The sequence below is a fragment of the Pseudomonas sp. AU12215 genome (assembly GCF_001675465.2).
Classification (GTDB): Bacteria; Pseudomonadota; Gammaproteobacteria; order Pseudomonadales; family Pseudomonadaceae; genus Pseudomonas; species Pseudomonas nitroreducens.
In genome coordinates this window covers 27,408-45,148 of the sequence record NZ_MACM02000127.1, presented here as the reverse complement: position 1 = coordinate 45,148, position 17,741 = coordinate 27,408, and the positions used below count along the sequence as shown (strand labels likewise).

Sequence of the window (17,741 nt, the reverse complement as noted above, 5' to 3'; positions counted from 1 at the left end):
TTGAACTCGGGGCTGTATCTCTTGCGCTTGGACATGAACACTCCTTCAGCTCAGCGTGAGCTTACTCGAAAGTGTCCGTGCTAACGGGGTAGAACCCCTTACCGCTAGGCAAGGGAAGGCCTCGGTTATCCTTATGGGATTTGCGGAAAGCATCGCGTGTTGCTAAGACCAGTGGATGCCAGCGCGTCAAACGGACCGGTACCGTGATTTGATGCTTCGGGTCTTGTTCACGCGCCATTACTGCCTGCAAACGCTCGTCCACCAATTCGGGCTCAGCAGTCCGAGTAACTGGAGGAGCAAGCGGCTTGATCAGGTGCCGCTGATCGCCCTTGAACTCCTTTAATTTGGGCTTCGGCGGAATACGCCGCCCGGCTTTCACCTTCGCCCAATAGCCGCGCATCGGCGTTGGGATTTGCAGACGCGCACAGAGCTTCTTCAGACCGACATCAGATAGTCCATAGCGTGGCGCAACCACACTCATCGGTTCGGCCCATACTTCATCCAGCAACAGAGCACGGTCGTATTGCTCCGGCATCGCTACCTCCTCCTCTTCACGAACCATCAGCGCTCCCGTGCGGGGACTCGCTCTGACAGCAACGATCAGGGCTCAGCGGTCACCAAAGGAATCGTTGCGAAGCCGTGGCTCGAACGCCGCTTCGTCGCCTATCGGCTCCTCCGCAAACAATGCAAAGACCTGGTGCTGTCGTCGTTAGTTGCCCACGGCTTGAAAGAAGCACATTTCACACAGATGCACGCAGTAGTGTTCACCATCGTGTTGTGCGCCATAGCCCAAACGCGCGTGCAACGTACCGAACTGGGCGCCGTAGCCCGGTACCCGCAAGTCGGTCCCACACACATCGCAACTCAGAGCCTGCTGCTCCACTGGTTTCATTCGCCAACCTCCTGCTTCGTGAGTGGAAGCCCCTCGGCGTTTCACCGAAAGCGTGTTATGCGAAGTCGGTTCGAATCCCCAACCAGCCCTCAGTGCCGCCCCGCTGGAGTCGGCGCTCGCCCGCGCGCGACGGACGCCAGCCAGCGCGTGAGCGATGGTCGACCGTCCCACGCCGCAAAAGTCACCACGACATAGACGCTGCCACTGGCAGTGTGCAGACACCAGTAGGGGCCGCATTGCTCGGCGAAGCAGATCGCTGACGTGCAGATGAGATGCCCATCGTGAAACTGCCCCCAGGCGTCGGCCCGGCAATCGTGGTAAGTGCGCCCGGTGGCGCACCTGGCCAGAAGCAGGACATCCGTCAGATACGCCGTGATTGGCCAGGTAAAAACATAACGACCAGCCGCCGCCAACCGGCGCGCGGCATACACCGACAATTCAGGGGCTTGCGGCATGATCATGACGCTCCTGTTCACTGTCGCGTCAACGGCGTCGACAGCGCGGTACCGCGCGTGAAGATCGCCAGCGTTTCGCGGAGCGAGCGACGACCGCCCTGGGGGTGAAAATTGACGATCAGATACGCCGCGTGGTGAGTGCGCACAACGTAGCGACGCGCGTACCGCACGATGCATTCGACGTCGGCGGTGAACAGCTCGCCATTGTCGTAACCGAGCGCTTTGTAGATGTATCCGCTCAGGCAATGGCAATCGATGCGGGCGTCGATTACGTAACCGTCAATGTATTCCTCGGGATAGTCTTCCAGCAGTGCCGTCAGCAGTTGTTGCCGTTTTCGCAGTGTCAGCATGATCAGTCCCTCACTCAAGGAACCGTAAACCACACGCCCATCGTCAACTGCCCCGATTTACGAGGGGTCTGCGGTTTACGAAGCGACGTCGATAAATAAATTGGATCGCAGGCCTTTACCGCGCGTAGCACACGGCGCTACCCACCCTCCTGCCTTGGGTGGTAACGGACAAGCACAACTCACAACGCACACGGCGGCACCTCGTGTTGCGGACGCTTGTTCCGCTGCGCGGCGTGGAGGAGGGCATCGATCTCCAGCAACACCCCACGCTGCCCACCGCCCGGTAGGGACGCCCCGCCAACCGCCGCGACGCCGGCGGGCATCAACCCCCGCAAAATCCAATTCGATTTGCTGCCGACGCGCTCAGCCGCATCAGCCAGCACCAGGTAGCGCGAGAGGAAATCGAGCAGTGCTGAAACAGGAATCGCCGTCACCTGCTGCTGACCGCGTTGCTCGTGCACCACGCGCAGGTGGCCCGCCTTGATCCAAGCCAGGATGCTTTCATGCTTCCAACCCTGCATTCGCACGACGTCGGTAATCAGCAGCGTCGGCTCGTGCGCGTCCTCAACGTCCGCTGCCAACAGCGCCTCAACCTCTCGGCGGTCGAAGCGCAGGCCTGCCAACCCAGGAAGATCGGGAAGCTGGCCCGTCGGACGTAGGCGGCCATCCAGTACGCACTGAAGCACGCCAATAATCTGGTCCGGTGTCAGCCCACGACGCGCGGACATGTCGTGCAGCCCCAGCTGCTGCTCCTCTGGCAAGGCACGAGCATCGACGTTCGAGGACAAGCGCTCGACCAGTGCATCCACCTCTTTCTCACGAAACTCGGCGGATACCAGCGGCGGCCGCTGCCGCTTGCTGTAGCGACGCAGCGCACCGGCTTGCAGCAAGCGCTGGAAGAGTACCTTCGATACCCCCAGGCGATTGCGGACGTCAGTCGCCGTCAGATAGGCCAGACGATTGCGGCGTATGGTTTCGACTTCGTCGCGATGCAGGGAAACGAAGCGGTTCGCCCCTGACACCGTGAGTTTTCCTTTGACCTCGCCACTGAGCACTGCTGCACGCAGCAATTCGGCACCCACGCCAATGAAGCGACCGGCTTCTGCCGGAGACAGCCAGCACTTTTCTTCGACGTGCTTCGGGTCGATGGTGCTCAGACGCAAGTTGAGATGGCCGTCGAAGTGCGTCGCCGTGTGTTGTGCCAACGTATCCCGGACGAAGGCATAGGGCGGTGTGGCGAATTCCTTGTGCAGTGTGCGATACCAACTGCCCAGACGCTTGGCGAGACCGGGCCCCTCCGTCCGCTGAAGACGCTGATCGATGGCCGCAGTAAAACCCTGCGGCCAGCCTGCGAGCAGAGGCCACAGCCGAGCGACCCAGCTACGCGATTCAATCAGCGTCTTCGGCCGAGGCGACTTCCGGTGTTTGCTAGCAGTCGAATCCCCGCCCAAATGGGCCTCCAGGAACTCAAGAAACTCGGACATGTCGGCAGGGGTAGTGCCTTCTCGGAAGGCTACCGGCAGGCTCTGTCGGGCAGGGTGCGGTGCCTGTTGCAACAAAGCTGCAAGCGCCAGTTCTGCCGTTGAAGCGGGGTGAGTAGGCACCTCGCACAAGGCCTGCCCGCAATCGCAAGTGTCCACGCGCTGGCGGTCCATCGTCAGCGGGCTGCCACAACTCGGACAGACGTCGACCAGGCCAACACTATGGTGGGGACAGGCGACGATCAGGTCGTGGCTCCAGGCCTGGCGCAGGTATGCCTGCTCTACTAGACACGCCGGGCATACCGGTGTGCCGGTGTTGCGCTGAAACCGATGACGTAGGAGGGGCGTCGTCGACCGACGCGCAGGATTTCGAAGCAGGATGCTTTCAACGGCAACGCCACACTCTTCGGCCAATACCTCCACTTGTTTCGTGGGATAGTCGACACGAGGCTTAAACCCAAGCGAGCGCAGAAGCTGGATCGCACTGGGAATAACATTGCGTTCACTGGTACGCATCAGCCAGCCGGACAGGCTTTCATCAGAAAGCGGCGCTACGATGACAGGCAAGCTCATGCCACCACCTCGGCTTGGCGCACTTTCGGAATCGACATGTGTGCCTCGGTCAGCACACGCACATAGCTCTCCACCAGCAAGTTGTGCGTCAGGGTTCGACTCTTATCGAAGGGGTTGAATTGGAGGAAGTCGGTCTGAATCGCTTCCTCATGCGCCCTGGCCAGCAAGGCGAAATCGAGGACGTGCTTGCGTGCCAGATGCTCGACGGCAACAAACAGCTTGAACAGCATGCCGACCCGCCCCAGACAAGAGCCGTATACACGCGCCAAGAGTTCAGGGTCCTGCGCAACCGGGAGCAGCCAACCTGCCTCCAGGTAGGCCTCCAGCAGTGCATTCAGGGCCTGTTGGAATTCCCCCTGTTGCAGCGGGTCGTTCCAATTGTACGGCCGGATTTCCTGGACACGCTCGGCACGGTCGCGCAGTTGCTCGTTGCGCAGAAAAATCTCACTCGTGATCGGCAAACCCACCAAAATCAGGGTGATACCCAATTCCTCTGCCATGATTTTCAACCAGTCCGAAGCCTCTCGCGTCGCTTTGGCAGACATGCCTTCGACGAACTGCTGCATCTCCTCGAACAGCAATACCCGCGTGCCCACGACGCGCAGCAAATCGCAGACTCGCGACATCAGCTCATCAGCGCTGGCCCGCCCATAACGACGCGTATTCAGCGCCATCAACACCGCTTCGGAGAGGCTCCGACGGGTCGGCCGCCCCAGGACCTTCACCCGCACCAATGGCTGTCGACGAACCCCGTCCACCAATTGGCTCGGATAAGCGGCTACCAGCTCATCAACGAGCTGGGATTTGCCCACCCGCGTCGGTCCAAAAATCGGCAACATCAGCGATTCTCCCGCCAACGCTCGGTGAATAACCCGGTGAGCCCGCTCCAGAGCCTGACCAAATTGCTGGTGGACGATCAGCTCGGTGCTGGCGATGCTCATTGCGCACTCCCTTTCTTACGGCGGGGTGCAGCAATCGGGGTAGCCGGAGCAGGGACCGGCGATGTAGTGTTCGGCGCTATGGTGGCATGGTCCAACTCTCGCGCTGCCGCCGCACGAGCCTGTCCTCGTGCCGCACGATTGCGATCCTGCATCCGTCGCGATTTCGATTGATGCTGGAAGACCCGCAATTGTTCGATGTGATCCTCGTGATACTGCTCACCCGACATCTCGGCATCACTGCGATAGTTCCGGCGGCGAGCGGCACGCGCGTCGTCAAAGCTGATTCTAGGCATGCCTGGACGCCGATTGAACGCTTGAATGACCTGTTGGGGATCACGCGGATGCACAACCGATACTTCGGTGCAGTCCAGCGGGTTATAGCGAACCTCAACTTTTTGCTTGGGCCCCAGCTCGCGGTACAACGCCCCCAGCGCAGGGCTCTGGAATTTTTCACCATCACAGCAAACACCTTCACGCGACAACGTCATCAATTGACTGTTGTAGCGGAGGCACGCGGCACGAAAACGCTCCGGATCCGGGGGAGGCAGGACCACGTGCTGTTGTTTCAGCATTGTCAACGCCAGTACAGGTGACGTCCTTGGGCCGAATCGCTCCTCTAGCCGGTACAAGGGCTGCTGCATGTACACATCCGCCGCCCATTTCATGATTTGCTGCTCCACTTCCTCTACCGTTAGTCGCGCTTCGGCTATTGCCTTTTCAGTGAGCGTCGAGTCCGGTTGAACTCTATTTTTGACTGAGCCCGGCAGGGCATAAAGCAACGAGTCGTTGAGCGTCTTGAAAAAGCGCTCAATGAACGGTTTGTGCTGCGGCTTCGCCGCCTGTGGATAATCCACCGTGATGCCGAGGAAACGCAGTGCACTGAGCACCGCACCGCCATGGTGCTCGACAGCATTGTCCAGTACGACGCGCTCGATAGCTGCCGGGGCCGGCCATTGATTACGCAATCCATACTTCTCGCTGAACGCCAGTCCCTTCGGGGTAAAAGCAAACTCCAACGCCCGCAACACAAACTCCTGAGAAGGTGGCTGGATGCTCAGCACGATAATGATGGGAGTTGAACTGGCACAGTCGAGGGCGGCATACAGCCAGGGACGGCCAATCACTATGCCATTGGCGTCCACGCAGAAAACTGGCAATTTGGCAGCGTCCATCTCAACGCGCTCGTAGGGCCGCTCCGTGAAGATTGCTTTCAAAGCCACGCGCATGTCTTGATTGAAAGTGGAACTGTCAACTTTCCCGGGCTTGATAAGGTAGTAGGCAAGCTTTTGAATCCGGCGACTGACGCTTCGCCTCGATATTCCGCGAAAATCAATGCCGCTCTTTTCTGCGAAATCTCGGCATTTGTTATTCACGAAATCCGTAATCTGTGTTCGACCATATTTTTCAGTCTTGCAATAGCACTGAATAATCTCATCCATGATAATCTCTTCGAACGGGTCATCATCGAACGTGGGAATCTTTCGACCTCTCGCACTAAGTCGAGGAGCCAAAATTTCAGGCCCTAGGCCACTGTGGCGAAGGGCTACCCAGCGATTCAGCGTCTTTTGTGACGGCACATTAAGTTTGCCTGCTTCGCAATATTCTCGAAGTACCTGCATGCGCTCCGACCATCTCGCGTCCGGCTCAAGCCTGTCCAAGACTTGAAGCAACTCAATACGACGATCAAGGTGCCTTCGCTCATTTTCGGTCAATTGCCGTGACGGCAGTTGACCGAGGCGAGCAGCCTGATTCGCAAAGAGTGGTTTCAGCTTGCCGCCGGCTACATCGGTGTTGAATTCATCAACAGACCGAACGAACTGCTCACCACGCGAACCCTCCAGCACAATCTGCGAAACCTCGGGACGAATGGAAGAGACGCGCAGGCGCTCTGTCTCACGCATAACCACGGTGCCAACCTTAAATTCCATGGGGCAGCTCCAGGTGGATAAAGTGAGACAGATCGCCATAGCTAGCCGTAACGACGCTGGCCGGCTCAAAAAGTGGGCAGCGCAGATCAGCACGTAGTAGACCGTTCAAAAGTCCTGCGAGCACGGCGGGGCGCGCTCCACTCAAACGAGTCTCCAACTCGACAGAGCGCCAGGTTGTTGCCAGCAGCAACTGCTGTTCGATCTCTGCCGTGGCCATCATTACGAAATCCCGGTGGCAGGGAGCGCGCAATCCGTGCAGGGTGCGGAGGTTAAGGCAAACAGTTACATCCACCGCATCATTGGCAATTACGCAAAAGCCGATACCCAACTGCCTCAGGGACTCGGTGATTTCCGGGTTACGCTTGGCGAATTTCTCGTGGAAACTGGAGTGTTTGGCATCAATTGCCAGTTGCGAGCCATCCTGCATCTGACAAAGAAAATCCGGTGTATACCAGCGAGGCTTTATGCCCAAGCGCTTGGGGAATTCTGTCTTTTTATCAAATAGCTTACCTGTCTCAAGCTCTAGGAAGAACGGCTGGGCGCTATACGACAATACACGGGGATCAGCTTCCAACAGCATCCCGACATCCAGCTCAAGGCCAGACTCGACCCGGACTTCGGTATCTGCATTCTTTTGCGAGAAGAAGGCCAAAGCACGCCGACCGCGATGAACTCGTCGCGTGACATCCCTGACTCCTCCAGAACTTTTGCCATCGTTAATCATTTGAGCCACCTCTCTTCTATCTTGATTATTTTCCAATCTTCAAAAATCACAACCGTGATTTATGAGACCGATGCAGAAAAAATCAAAATAATAAGAAGTTAACCCAAGCGAAAAACATAAAGACAAAATCCCCTTCACAAAATCAATGAATTAGAAGCCAAAAAAATCATGCAGTAACAAAAGAACGTTTAGTCAAACGCTTTTATTCAGACAAACGGACACCCGTAATTCTCGGAAAGTATTCCGAGAAGCGGAAACCAACAGTGGTTAATAGATCTCCGCTTGAGGAAATCTTGATTCAGTGGCATCTCGACGATGAGAACGCCACTCGGCATTGTGCGCGTCAGACCTCAAGTCAGCGCAGCCGACACTCCAGGCGAATCTCTCCACCTGTGGCACATCATAGCAATACCTTAAAAAGTAGTCAATACTTTATTGATGTAGCACTTTATGCCGTGTAGGCTTCTCACAACCACAGAGCAATGCGATTGGTCTCCCCCTCTGATCCGGTAGGCGTAGGAAGCTGACGTTTGGATATCAACGAAAAAATTCTCTGGCAGCTGGCAGACATGCTGCGCTCAGCGGGCTCAGGGTCGGAAGCCATCTCGCTGACCCTGCCCTTTATTGCGTGGTGGAAAATCCAGGAGAAAGGATTGCTCCCCCAGCACCTCCATCTGGAAGAACAGCTCGGAAAAGAGCTGGTGCAGATCATAGAGAGCCTTAGCCAGGTCCAAAGCCATGCGCCGGCATCCTTTATAGATGAGGGTGCATACAAGCTGCTCGACACTGCCCGCGATCTTTTTCCGCTCCTGAAAAAAGTCGTCGAGCTAGGTAAACAGGGACTGCTTAACGCTTTTAGCGCGGATGACATCTGTTACTGGGCCGCTGATAGGAACTCACCTCAAGGCTTGGCTCCTACGTTGGCAGACCTGGTGATCGCACTTCTGGATCCAGCGGATGGCTGCTCGGTCTATGCACCATGGGAGCATTCCGGGCAGCTTGCTGCACGGGCGCGCCGTATCGGCTACGAAGTACTGGTTGAAACACCACTACCGCTGCTTGCAGCTCAGGTACTCACACTGACCTCACTCGATCAGTGGCAAGTACTATCGGGTGATCCAATACACGCTCCACGGGCACTGGAACATGGGCGGCTTAAACGTTTCGCCTCCTCCATTGCTGTTCCGCCCATGGGTGTTCGCTACGACCGCGAGGTCGTTGACAGCGATCTATTCGGCCGTTTCACCGAAAAAACCGTTTCGGGGAGTGTTCTCCAACTACAGCACCTGATGGCTCAGACGGCCGGACGTGTCATTGCTGTTGTACCGAACTCGGTTCTATTCAGTGTTGGTGCGGAACGTAGCTTTAGGAAAGAACTGTTTGAGCGCGGCGCTATAGAGGCCGTTATTTCCCTGCCAAGCGGTCTGCTTACTGGCTCGGCCATTCCAACCTCGGTGCTCGTTCTGAACACCAAAAAGCAATCCCAACAGATCCACTTTGTGAATGCGGACAGCGAACAGTTCTGCACATCTGCCACGAAAAAGCGGGCTGAACTCACTCAAATCGATGTCTTGGTAAAGCTCGCTAGAGGAGTCGAGAGTAGTCCCAGTGCCGTCTCGGTCCAGCCAGAACAGGTGCGCAGCAACGACTTCAATCTAGAGGTCGGGCGCTACGTGCTTGATGATGCGGCCCAGAAGCTGGAACAAATACTCGCTGACCTTCCCCTAGCGAGGCTCGGTGAACATGTTGAGATCATCCGCTCGCGTCAGCATTCCACGTCATCTTCAGGGGTTGCGGTTCGAGAGGTGCAGGCCTCCGACATCCCTGACTTTGGAGCCATCGTTTCGGCGAGCAAGGATTCCCTATTCGATCTCAGCTCACCTAAAGCCAAGACCTATTTCCTTCAAGCAGGCGACATTCTGCTGGCAATTAAAGGCTCGGTCGGCAAAGTCGGGATTGTCCCTCAGGCGCCGCCAGCGGGAGAGGGTGGCTGGGTCGCTGGACAGTCCTTCGTAGTACTGCGGTCATTGAAAGATGCGTCCTATGAGTCGAAAGCCCTATTGGTTTACCTCCGCTCTGAAATTGGCCAAGCGCTGCTTAGCCGTTTGGTAGTAGGTGCAAGCATGCCCACCATTCAGCTCGCATCCCTTAAGGACTTAGGTATTCCTTCTATTAGCCAGGAAGCCATGAGCACAGCATCCGAAATCCTTGAACACGAAGTTCGGATCCAGCAAGAAATTCAGCAATTGCGTAGTAAGCAGGCAAGCCTAGCATCAGCGCTCTGGACACTCTGACGAACCAAGACATCCCCGAATTAATCCACGAACTGGCATCCCAGATCTCTCAGACCGGTTCGACACTGTTATTACCCGCATAGGCGGTAAGGCAAGAAAATGGCCATCAAGAAATCCGAACTCTATTCATCTCTGTGGAAGTCCTGCGACGAGCTGCGCGGGGGCATGGATGCCTCGCAGTACAAGGACTACGTTCTGGTGCTGCTGTTCATGAAATACGTATCGGACAGGTACGCCGGCAATCCCCATTCGCTGATCGAGGTGCCGGCAGGCGGCAGCTTCGTCGACATGGTGGCGCTCAAGGGCGACAAGGAGATCGGCGACAAGATCAACCAGATCATCGCCCGCCTGGCCGAGGCCAATAACCTTACCGGCGTCATCGACGTGGCCGACTTCAACGACCAGGAGAAACTCGGTAAAGGCAAGGAGATGGTCGACCGCCTGTCCAACCTCATCAGCATCTTCAATTCGCCCGGCCTCGATTTCCGCAGCAACCGTGCCCAGGGCGACGATATCCTTGGCGACGCCTACGAATACCTGATGCGCCACTTCGCCACCGAGTCAGGCAAGAGCAAGGGGCAATTTTACACCCCAGCCGAGGTGTCGCGGATCATGTCCCAGGTCATCGGTCTGGCTGGTGCAACTGACAGCAAACAGAGCATTTACGACCCAACTTGCGGCTCGGGCTCACTGCTGCTCAAAGCCCATGATGAAGCCAAAAGCACCACCGGCCTGGATCTGGCCATCTACGGCCAGGAAATGGACAACGCCACCAGCGCCTTGGCCAAGATGAACATGATCCTGCATGACTGCCCAACGGCGGAAATCTGGAAGGACAACACCCTCTCCGCGCCGCATTTCAAAGACCCGCTGGGTAACCTCAAGCTGTTCGACTTTATCGTCGCCAACCCACCGTTCTCCACCAAGGCCTGGAGCAATGGCTTCAACCCAGCCGAGGACGACTACAACCGCTTTGGCTACGGCATTCCACCCGACAAGAACGGCGACTACGCCTTTCTCCTGCACATGCTTACCTCGCTGAAAAGCACTGGCAAGGCGGCAGTGATTCTGCCCCACGGCGTATTGTTCCGTGGAGGTGCCGAAGGTGTAATCCGCAAGCGCATCCTCCAGCAGGGCTATATCCAAGCCATTATCGGTTTGCCCGCCAACCTGTTCTTCGGAACCAGCATTCCCGCCTGCATCATCATTCTGGATAAAGCTGGCAGTGCAGGGCGCAAGGGCTTGTTCCTAATCGATGCCAGCAAGGGCTTTATCAAAGACGGCAACAAGAACCGCCTGCGCGAGCAGGACATCCACAAGATCGTCGATGCCTGCACCCAGCAGCGCGAACTGCCCAAGTTCTCGCGCCTGGTGCCACTGGCCGAGATCGAGGCCAACGACTTCAACCTGAATATCCCGCGCTATATCGACACCAGCGAAGAAGAGGATCTCCAGGACATCGAGGCCCACCTGCATGGTGGCATTCCTGAGCGAGATATCGACGCCCTGTATGCCTACTGGCAAGTGATGCCTAACCTGCGCAGCGCGCTGTTCGAGCCACTGCGCCCCGGCTACCTCAGCCTCAAGGTTGTAGTCAACGAGATCAAGCCGACCATCTTCGGCCACGCCGAGTTCGATGCCTTCCGCCAGACGGTGGCGGGCCTGTTCGAGGCCTGGCGTGCCGAACACCGCCCGAACCTAGCCGGCATCGCCATTGGCGACCAGCCCAAGACTCTACTCAAAGAGTTGGCCGAAGATTTGCTGCATCGCTTCGAGGCCGCACCGCTACTGGATGCCTACGACGTCTACCAGCACCTCCAGGACTACTGGTACGCCACGCTTCAGGATGATGTATACCAACTCGTGATCGACGGCTGGCAGCCACTGATTGCCAGCGGCCATAGCCAGGGCGAGCCCAATACCGATCTGCTGCCACCCGAACTGATCGTGCGCCGCTACTACGCCGCCGAAGCCGCCGCCATCAGCGAACTAGAAGCAAAACGCGACGCCGTCAGCCGTGAGCTGGAGGAGCTTGACGAGGAACAGGGCGGTGAAGATGGCCCGCTGGCTGAAGGCAAGACCGACAAGGGCAAGCTCACCGCCGCCAGCGTCAAAGCCCGCCTCAAGGCCATTAAGCACGACCTGGATGCCTACGAGGAACGCCATGCGCTGGAACAATGCCTGGCGCTGATCGAGCGCGAAGCAGAAGCCAGCAAGAAGGTCAAAGCAGCGCAGAAGGCGCTGGATGCCAAGGTACAGGGCCACTATGCCAAGCTCAGCGAAGACGAGCTGAAAACCCTGGTGGTGGACGACAAATGGCTGGCCACCCTGCAAACCGATGTGCAGACCGAGCTGGATCGGGTGTCACAGGCGCTCAGTGGCCGTATTCGTCAACTAGCCGAGCGCTATGCCACACCGCTGCCGGCGCTAAATGCAGAAGTGGAAGCGCTGGCGGTCAAAGTGAATGCGCATCTGGTGACGATGGGGTTTGCTGTATGAATCAAGCAGCAGAGATCAGCATGCCCACTGAGGGAAACGTCCCAAAAGACGATTGGGAGCATGTATTACTGGACTCCGTAACCAAGCGTGGTAGTGGCCACACACCTGACAAAAAGCATCCCGAGTACTGGGATGGCTCGATTAAGTGGATTTCTCTTCAGGACTCAGCCCAACTCGATGCACTTTACATTGAGGACACAGCAGCAACGATAACGATTGAAGGCATCAAAAACTCTTCTGCCGTTCTCCATCAGAAAGGCACGGTAGTGCTCAGCCGAGATGCTGGGGTAGGGAAAAGCGCAATCATGGCCACTGACATGGCTGTTAGTCAGCATTTCATGGCCTGGACTTGCGGCCAACGGCTGGACAATCATTTCCTGTATTACTGGCTCCAATCAAAGAAGCCTGAGTTCGAGCGAATCGCTAACGGCAACACCATCAAAACAATTGGTCTGCCGTACTTTAAAGAGCTAACCATCCCTCTTCCGCCGTTAGAAGAGCAAAAGCACATTGCATCAGCGCTGTCGGGCATAGACACCTTGATCAGCAGCCTGGATCAACTGATCGCCAAAAAACGCGACATCCAGCAAACCACAATGCAACAACTCCTCACCGGCCAAATCCGCCTGCCAGGGTTTCGTGGGGAGTGGAACGTAAAACCCATGCGAGCATTGGGTAATACCTATGGTGGCCTCGCCGGAAAGACAAAAATTGATTTCGGCCACGGCGAAGCTCGCTACATCCCTTTTATGAATGTTATGACCGATACGGTGATAGATGCGAACTGGCTTGAACCTGTCGATGTTGCGCCGGACGAAGCACAAAATCTCGCCAAGAAGGGAGACCTTTTCTTCAATGGCTCCTCAGAAACGCCTGAAGAAGTGGGCTTCTGCTCAGTTCTGCTTGATGAGATCCCGAACCTCTACCTGAACAGCTTCTGCTTCGGCTTCCGCTTCAACACGGCGGCAAGAGTGAATGGGCTTTTCTTCGCATACTGGTTCAGGAGCAAGGCAGGGCGCGCTGCTATGTCCGTACTGGCACAGGGCGCTACCCGCTACAACATCGCGAAAAGCGCCTTTATGCAGCTCGAAATCCCTCAACCTTTAGAGGAAGAGCAAACAGCCATTAGCACTGTTCTGTCAGATATGGATGCTGAACTTGCCGCTCTCGAAACCCGCCGCGACAAGGCTCGCCAGATCAAACAAGGCATGATGCAAGAACTACTCACAGGAAGAATCCGTCTGAAATGAGCAGCAGCGATTGGATAGCACTAGCTGGAGCCGTGATCTCTACCCTTAGCCTCGCCGTGGCTGCCTGGAGCCTGTGGTTTACTCATATTCAATGGAAAAAAGTCAGCAGCAAGGTTGCCATGATTGGGGACTCCGGCGTGGCCTCAGAAATACTTCCTGCTTGGTATACCTCCCGAATGATGGATGACTGGTGGCTTTTCGGCTTATTGACCACAGATGGCCACATGATTGCCATACGGCGCATTACCGCAATTTCTGATGACAGCAAATGGATGGATGTTGAGCTTGCAGAGGCTGACGATATCGACCACTTGAAGCAAAACCATCGATTTGTGACTGCTGTTGCATCCGACCGTCTTGGCGCTTCGGTGCAGATAGCAAATATCGTATCCGCCATCGAGTTGCAGACAAGCTAGGAACGCAACCAGAGACACTTAGCAGGGAGCAGCGAGGAAGAGAGATGAGTACCGTTGGCCAGATCGAAAAAAAAACCCAGCAACGTGTGGCCAAGCTGTTTCAGCATGCACTGGGCTATGAGCACCTCGGCGACTGGGCCGAGCGCCCGAACAACGCCAATATCGAACCAGAGCTGCTGCGCGGCTGGCTGGAAGAGCAGGGCGTCGAGGCCAATCTAGCCAGCCGGGCCATCTTCGAGCTGAACAAGGCTACCAATGACGCCAGCATGGGCCTGTATGACCGCAACAAGGCGGTATACGAACTGCTGCGCTATGGGGTGAAGATCAAGCCTGAGGTGGGTGAGAATACCCAGACGGTATGGCTGATCAACTGGAAACAGGCTGATAAAAACCACTTCGCCATTGCGGAGGAAGTCACCGTCAAGGGCGTCGATGCCAAGGCTAATACCAAGCGCCCGGATATCGTGCTCTATGTGAATGGTATTGCCCTGGGCGTATTGGAACTCAAGCGCTCCAAGGTGGCGGTGAACGAGGGCATTCGGCAGAACCTGGATAACCAAAAGGTCGAGTTTATCCAACCGTTCTTCTCCACCCAGCAATTCGTGATGGCGGGCAATGACACTCAGGGTCTGCGCTACGGCACTATCCAGACCGGCGAGAAGTATTACCTCACATGGAAGGAAGAAAGCGAGGAGAGCACCACTGCCGATAATCTGCTGGATCGGCACCTACTTCAGCTGTGCAACAAGACTCGCTTTCTAGAGCTGATCCATGACTACATCGTGTTCGACAGCGGGGTGAAAAAGCTCTGCCGGCATAACCAGTACTTCGGCATCCGCGAGGCGCAGCGCTACCTGCGTCAGCGCGAGGGCGGGATCATCTGGCACACACAGGGCTCGGGTAAATCCCTGACCATGGTCTGGCTGACCAAATGGATTCGGGAAAACATCCAGGATTCGCGGGTGCTGATCATCACTGACCGCACTGAGCTGGATGAGCAAATTGAGAAGGTATTTACCGGCGTTAACGAGCAGATCGTGCGTACCACCAGCGGTGCCGATCTGATCGACAAACTCAACCAACCTTCGCCCTGGCTGTTGTGCTCACTGATCCACAAGTTCGGTACCCGCGAAGATGCCGACGTGGAGGGCTTCGTAGAGGAGCTGCGCAAGAGCCTGCCGCTAGACTTCCGCGCCAAGGGTGATCTCTATGTGTTCGTCGATGAGTGCCACCGCACTCAATCCGGCGAGCTGCACAAAGCGATGAAGCTCATCCTGCCCAACGCGGTGTTTATTGGCTTTACCGGTACGCCGCTGCTCAAGGCCGACAAGCAGAAGAGCATCGAGGTATTTGGCCGCTACATCCACACCTACAAGTTCAATGAAGCAGTGGCCGATGGCGTGGTGCTCGACCTGCGCTACGAGGCCCGCGACATTGACCAAAACATCACTTCACAGAAGAAGATTGATCAGTGGTTCGAGGCCAAAACCAAGGGCCTAAACGACCTAGCCAAGGCTCAGCTTAAGCAGCGCTGGGGCACCTTGCAGAAGGTACTGTCGAGCCAGTCGCGGCTGGAGAAAATTGTCGCCGACATCCTGCTGGACATGGCCACCAAGCCGCGCCTGGCCGATGGCCGAGGCAATGCCATGCTGGTAACCAGCAGCATCTTCGAAGCCTGTAAGTGCTACGAGCTATTCAGCAAAGCGGGCATGGGTGACAAGTGCGCCATCGTCACTAGCTACAAACCATCGGCTGCCGACATCAAGGGTGAAGCGACTGGCGAAGGGCTGACCGAAAAGCTGCGTCAGTACGCCATCTACAACCAGATGCTTGGCGACAAAGACCCGGAGACCTTCGAAAAGGAGGTCAAACAGCGCTTTATCAAAGAGCCGGGGCAGATGCGCCTGCTTATCGTGGTGGATAAGCTGCTGACCGGCTTCGACGCGCCTTCCGCGACCTATCTCTATATCGACAAGCAGATGCGCGACCATGGCCTGTTCCAGGCCATCTGCCGGGTCAACCGCCTGGATGGTGAGGACAAGCAGTACGGCTACATCATCGACTACAAGGACTTGTTCAAGCAGCTGGAAGGCGCCATTGGCGACTATACCAGCGGCGCGCTGGACGGCTACGATGAGGCCGACGTGGCCGGGCTATTGGGAGACCGTCTGAGCAAGGCCGAGGAAGATCTCGAAGATGCCCGCGAGGCGATCAAAGCGCTTTGCGAGCCGGTGGATCAACCTAAGGATACGCCGGCTTATCTGCGCTTCTTCTGCGGCACTGACTCGGGCAACGCTGAGCAGCTCAAGGCCAATGAGCCCAAGCGCCTGAACCTGTACAAGATGACCTCAGCGCTGATCCGCTGCTTCGGCAATATCGCCAATGAGCTGGAAGAGGCGGGTTACAGCACCAAGGAAATCGCAGAGATCCAGTCCGAGGTCGATCATTTCGCCAAGGTACGCGATGAGGTGAAGCTTGCCAGCGGCGACTACATCGACCTCAAGGCCTACGAGCCAGACATGCGCTTTTTGATCGACACCTACATCCGTGCCGAAGACAGCGAGAAGATTTCCGCCTTCGACGATATGTCACTGATTGAGCTGATCGTCGAGCGCGGCGTGGGTGCCATCGACGCTCTGCCCAAGGGCATCCGTGAAAGCCTGGAAGCCGTGGCCGAAACCATTGAGAACAACGTGCGTAAGTTGATCATCGACGAGTCGCCGATCAACCCGAAGTACTACGAAACCATGTCCTCGTTGCTCAATGCGTTGATCGCCAAGCGTAAGGAAGACGCTATCAGCTACCAGGAATACCTGGCCGAGGTGGTGGAGCTGACCAAGCAGGCGAAGAACCCAACCAGCGCCAACAACTACCCTGGCTCGATCAACAACAACGCCCGTAAAGCGCTGTATGACAACCTGGGGCATGACTCCAGCCTGGCATTGGCTGTGGACGCGGCGGTGTTGGACAGCCGGCAGGACGACTGGCGCAGCAATTCCATGAAGATCAAACGTGTTCGCCTGGCGATCAAGAACGTGCTGGATCAGTGGGGCAAAGACTCCGCCGAATCGCAGGGCAGCTACTCAGCAGGGCAAGACAACGAGCGGCTGGAAGCCTTGCTGGAACTGGTCAAGCATCAGCATGAATACTGAGTCTCGCAATATCACGGTCAGCGGTTTGACCGTGGAGGTCGTGCGTAAGCCAATCAAAAATCTGCACCTGGGCGTTTATCCTCCAGAGGGGCGTGTGCGTGTGGCGGCTCCATTGGCGGTAGATGACGAAGCTGTTCGCCTGGCAGTGGTCGGTAAGCTTGGCTGGATCAAACGCCAGCGGGCAAAATTTCAGGCCCAGCCCCGGCAATCCCAGCGGCGCATGGTCAGTGGTGAAAGCCATTACTTTCTGGGCCGACGCTACCGCCTGCGCGTTCACGAAACCACGGGAGCATTACGCATCGCCCTGCGTGGCACAGCGACCATGGATTTGTTTGTGCGCCCTGACACCACAGTCGAACGCCGCGAACAGGTGCTGCACGACTTCTACCGGGCCGAACTGAAACGTCTGATGCCGGAGTTGCTGGAGAAATGGCAGCCAAAGTTAGAGGTTGAAGCGCGAGCCTGGGGCATCAAGCGGATGAAGACCAAATGGGGTACTTGCAACATCGAAGCACGCCGCATCTGGCTGAATCTTGAGTTGGCAAAGAAGCCTGTGCAGTGTCTGGAGTACATCCTGGTGCACGAGCTAGTCCATCTGCTTGAACGGCACCACAACGAGCGCTTCCAAGCACTGCTAAATCTGTACCTTCCGCAGTGGCAGGTTTTTCGCGACGAACTTAATGCAAGCATGTTGGCAGATGAGCGCTGGGGACGATAAGTTGTCCTACTGTACTGATTTATAAAGAAAAAACCCCAGAACGAAGGCTGGGGTTTTTTCTTTTGAGC

General features: G+C 56.6%; 13 protein-coding genes. 6 read left to right on the top strand and 7 right to left on the bottom strand.

What is annotated here, in order from left to right; all coding sequences use genetic code 11:
- Positions 1-61: 61 nt before the first annotated feature.
- The 7 genes from A9513_RS16735 to A9513_RS16700 all read right to left on the bottom strand — a co-directional run bounded on the left by A9513_RS16735 (position 62) and on the right by A9513_RS16700 (position 7,344).
- Positions 62-562 carry a hypothetical protein gene (locus tag A9513_RS16735; RefSeq protein ID WP_065085117.1) on the bottom strand — a complete coding sequence of 167 codons (501 nt, stop codon included), beginning with the start codon at positions 560-562 and terminating at the stop codon, positions 62-64.
- A 419-nt stretch (positions 563-981) separates the two neighbouring features.
- The gene (locus A9513_RS16725) at positions 982-1,353 is read right to left on the bottom strand and encodes a hypothetical protein (RefSeq protein WP_065085116.1); all 372 of its coding nucleotides are present in this window, start codon (positions 1,351-1,353) and stop codon (positions 982-984) included.
- Positions 1,354-1,364: 11 nt separating this feature from the next.
- Entirely contained in the window at positions 1,365-1,697 is a 333-nt protein-coding gene (locus tag A9513_RS16720; RefSeq protein ID WP_065085115.1) for a hypothetical protein, read from the bottom strand.
- A gap of 179 nt (positions 1,698-1,876) precedes the next feature.
- Positions 1,877-3,751, bottom strand: a complete 1,875-nt coding sequence (locus tag A9513_RS16715) for a TniQ family protein (RefSeq protein WP_065085114.1) — start codon at positions 3,749-3,751, stop codon at positions 1,877-1,879.
- Entirely contained in the window at positions 3,748-4,692 is a 945-nt protein-coding gene (locus tag A9513_RS16710; protein ID WP_065085113.1) for a TniB family NTP-binding protein, read from the bottom strand. Before A9513_RS16710 ends, A9513_RS16715 begins: the two co-directional genes overlap by 4 nt.
- Positions 4,689-6,620 (bottom strand): Mu transposase C-terminal domain-containing protein, encoded by a 1,932-nt coding sequence (locus A9513_RS16705; RefSeq protein ID WP_065085112.1) that lies wholly within the window; start codon positions 6,618-6,620, stop codon positions 4,689-4,691. Before A9513_RS16705 ends, A9513_RS16710 begins: the two co-directional genes overlap by 4 nt.
- Positions 6,610-7,344 carry a TnsA endonuclease N-terminal domain-containing protein gene (locus A9513_RS16700; RefSeq protein ID WP_065085111.1) on the bottom strand — a complete coding sequence of 245 codons (735 nt, stop codon included), beginning with the start codon at positions 7,342-7,344 and terminating at the stop codon, positions 6,610-6,612. Before A9513_RS16700 ends, A9513_RS16705 begins: the two co-directional genes overlap by 11 nt.
- Positions 7,345-7,874: 530 nt before the next feature.
- Here A9513_RS16700 and A9513_RS16695 point away from each other — a divergent pair.
- From A9513_RS16695 to A9513_RS16670, 6 genes are all read left to right on the top strand, one after another.
- Entirely contained in the window at positions 7,875-9,638 is a 1,764-nt protein-coding gene (locus A9513_RS16695; protein ID WP_065085110.1) for an N-6 DNA methylase, read from the top strand.
- Between the two features lie 99 nt (positions 9,639-9,737).
- Positions 9,738-12,137 (top strand): type I restriction-modification system subunit M, encoded by a 2,400-nt coding sequence (locus A9513_RS16690; RefSeq protein ID WP_065085109.1) that lies wholly within the window; start codon positions 9,738-9,740, stop codon positions 12,135-12,137.
- Positions 12,134-13,387, top strand: a complete 1,254-nt coding sequence (locus tag A9513_RS16685) for a restriction endonuclease subunit S (protein ID WP_083196150.1) — start codon at positions 12,134-12,136, stop codon at positions 13,385-13,387. Before A9513_RS16690 ends, A9513_RS16685 begins: the two co-directional genes overlap by 4 nt.
- On the top strand, positions 13,384-13,803 hold the full coding sequence (locus A9513_RS16680) for a hypothetical protein (RefSeq protein ID WP_034070167.1): 420 nt from the start codon (positions 13,384-13,386) through the stop codon (positions 13,801-13,803). The genes A9513_RS16685 and A9513_RS16680 overlap by 4 nt, the downstream gene beginning before the upstream one ends.
- Positions 13,804-13,847: 44 nt before the next feature.
- A complete protein-coding gene (locus tag A9513_RS16675) occupies positions 13,848-16,955 on the top strand; it encodes a type I restriction endonuclease subunit R (RefSeq protein WP_065085108.1) in 3,108 nt (1,035 codons plus the stop codon).
- Positions 16,945-17,673, top strand: a complete 729-nt coding sequence (locus tag A9513_RS16670) for a M48 family metallopeptidase (protein ID WP_034070169.1) — start codon at positions 16,945-16,947, stop codon at positions 17,671-17,673. The genes A9513_RS16675 and A9513_RS16670 overlap by 11 nt, the downstream gene beginning before the upstream one ends.
- Positions 17,674-17,741 lie beyond the last annotated feature (68 nt).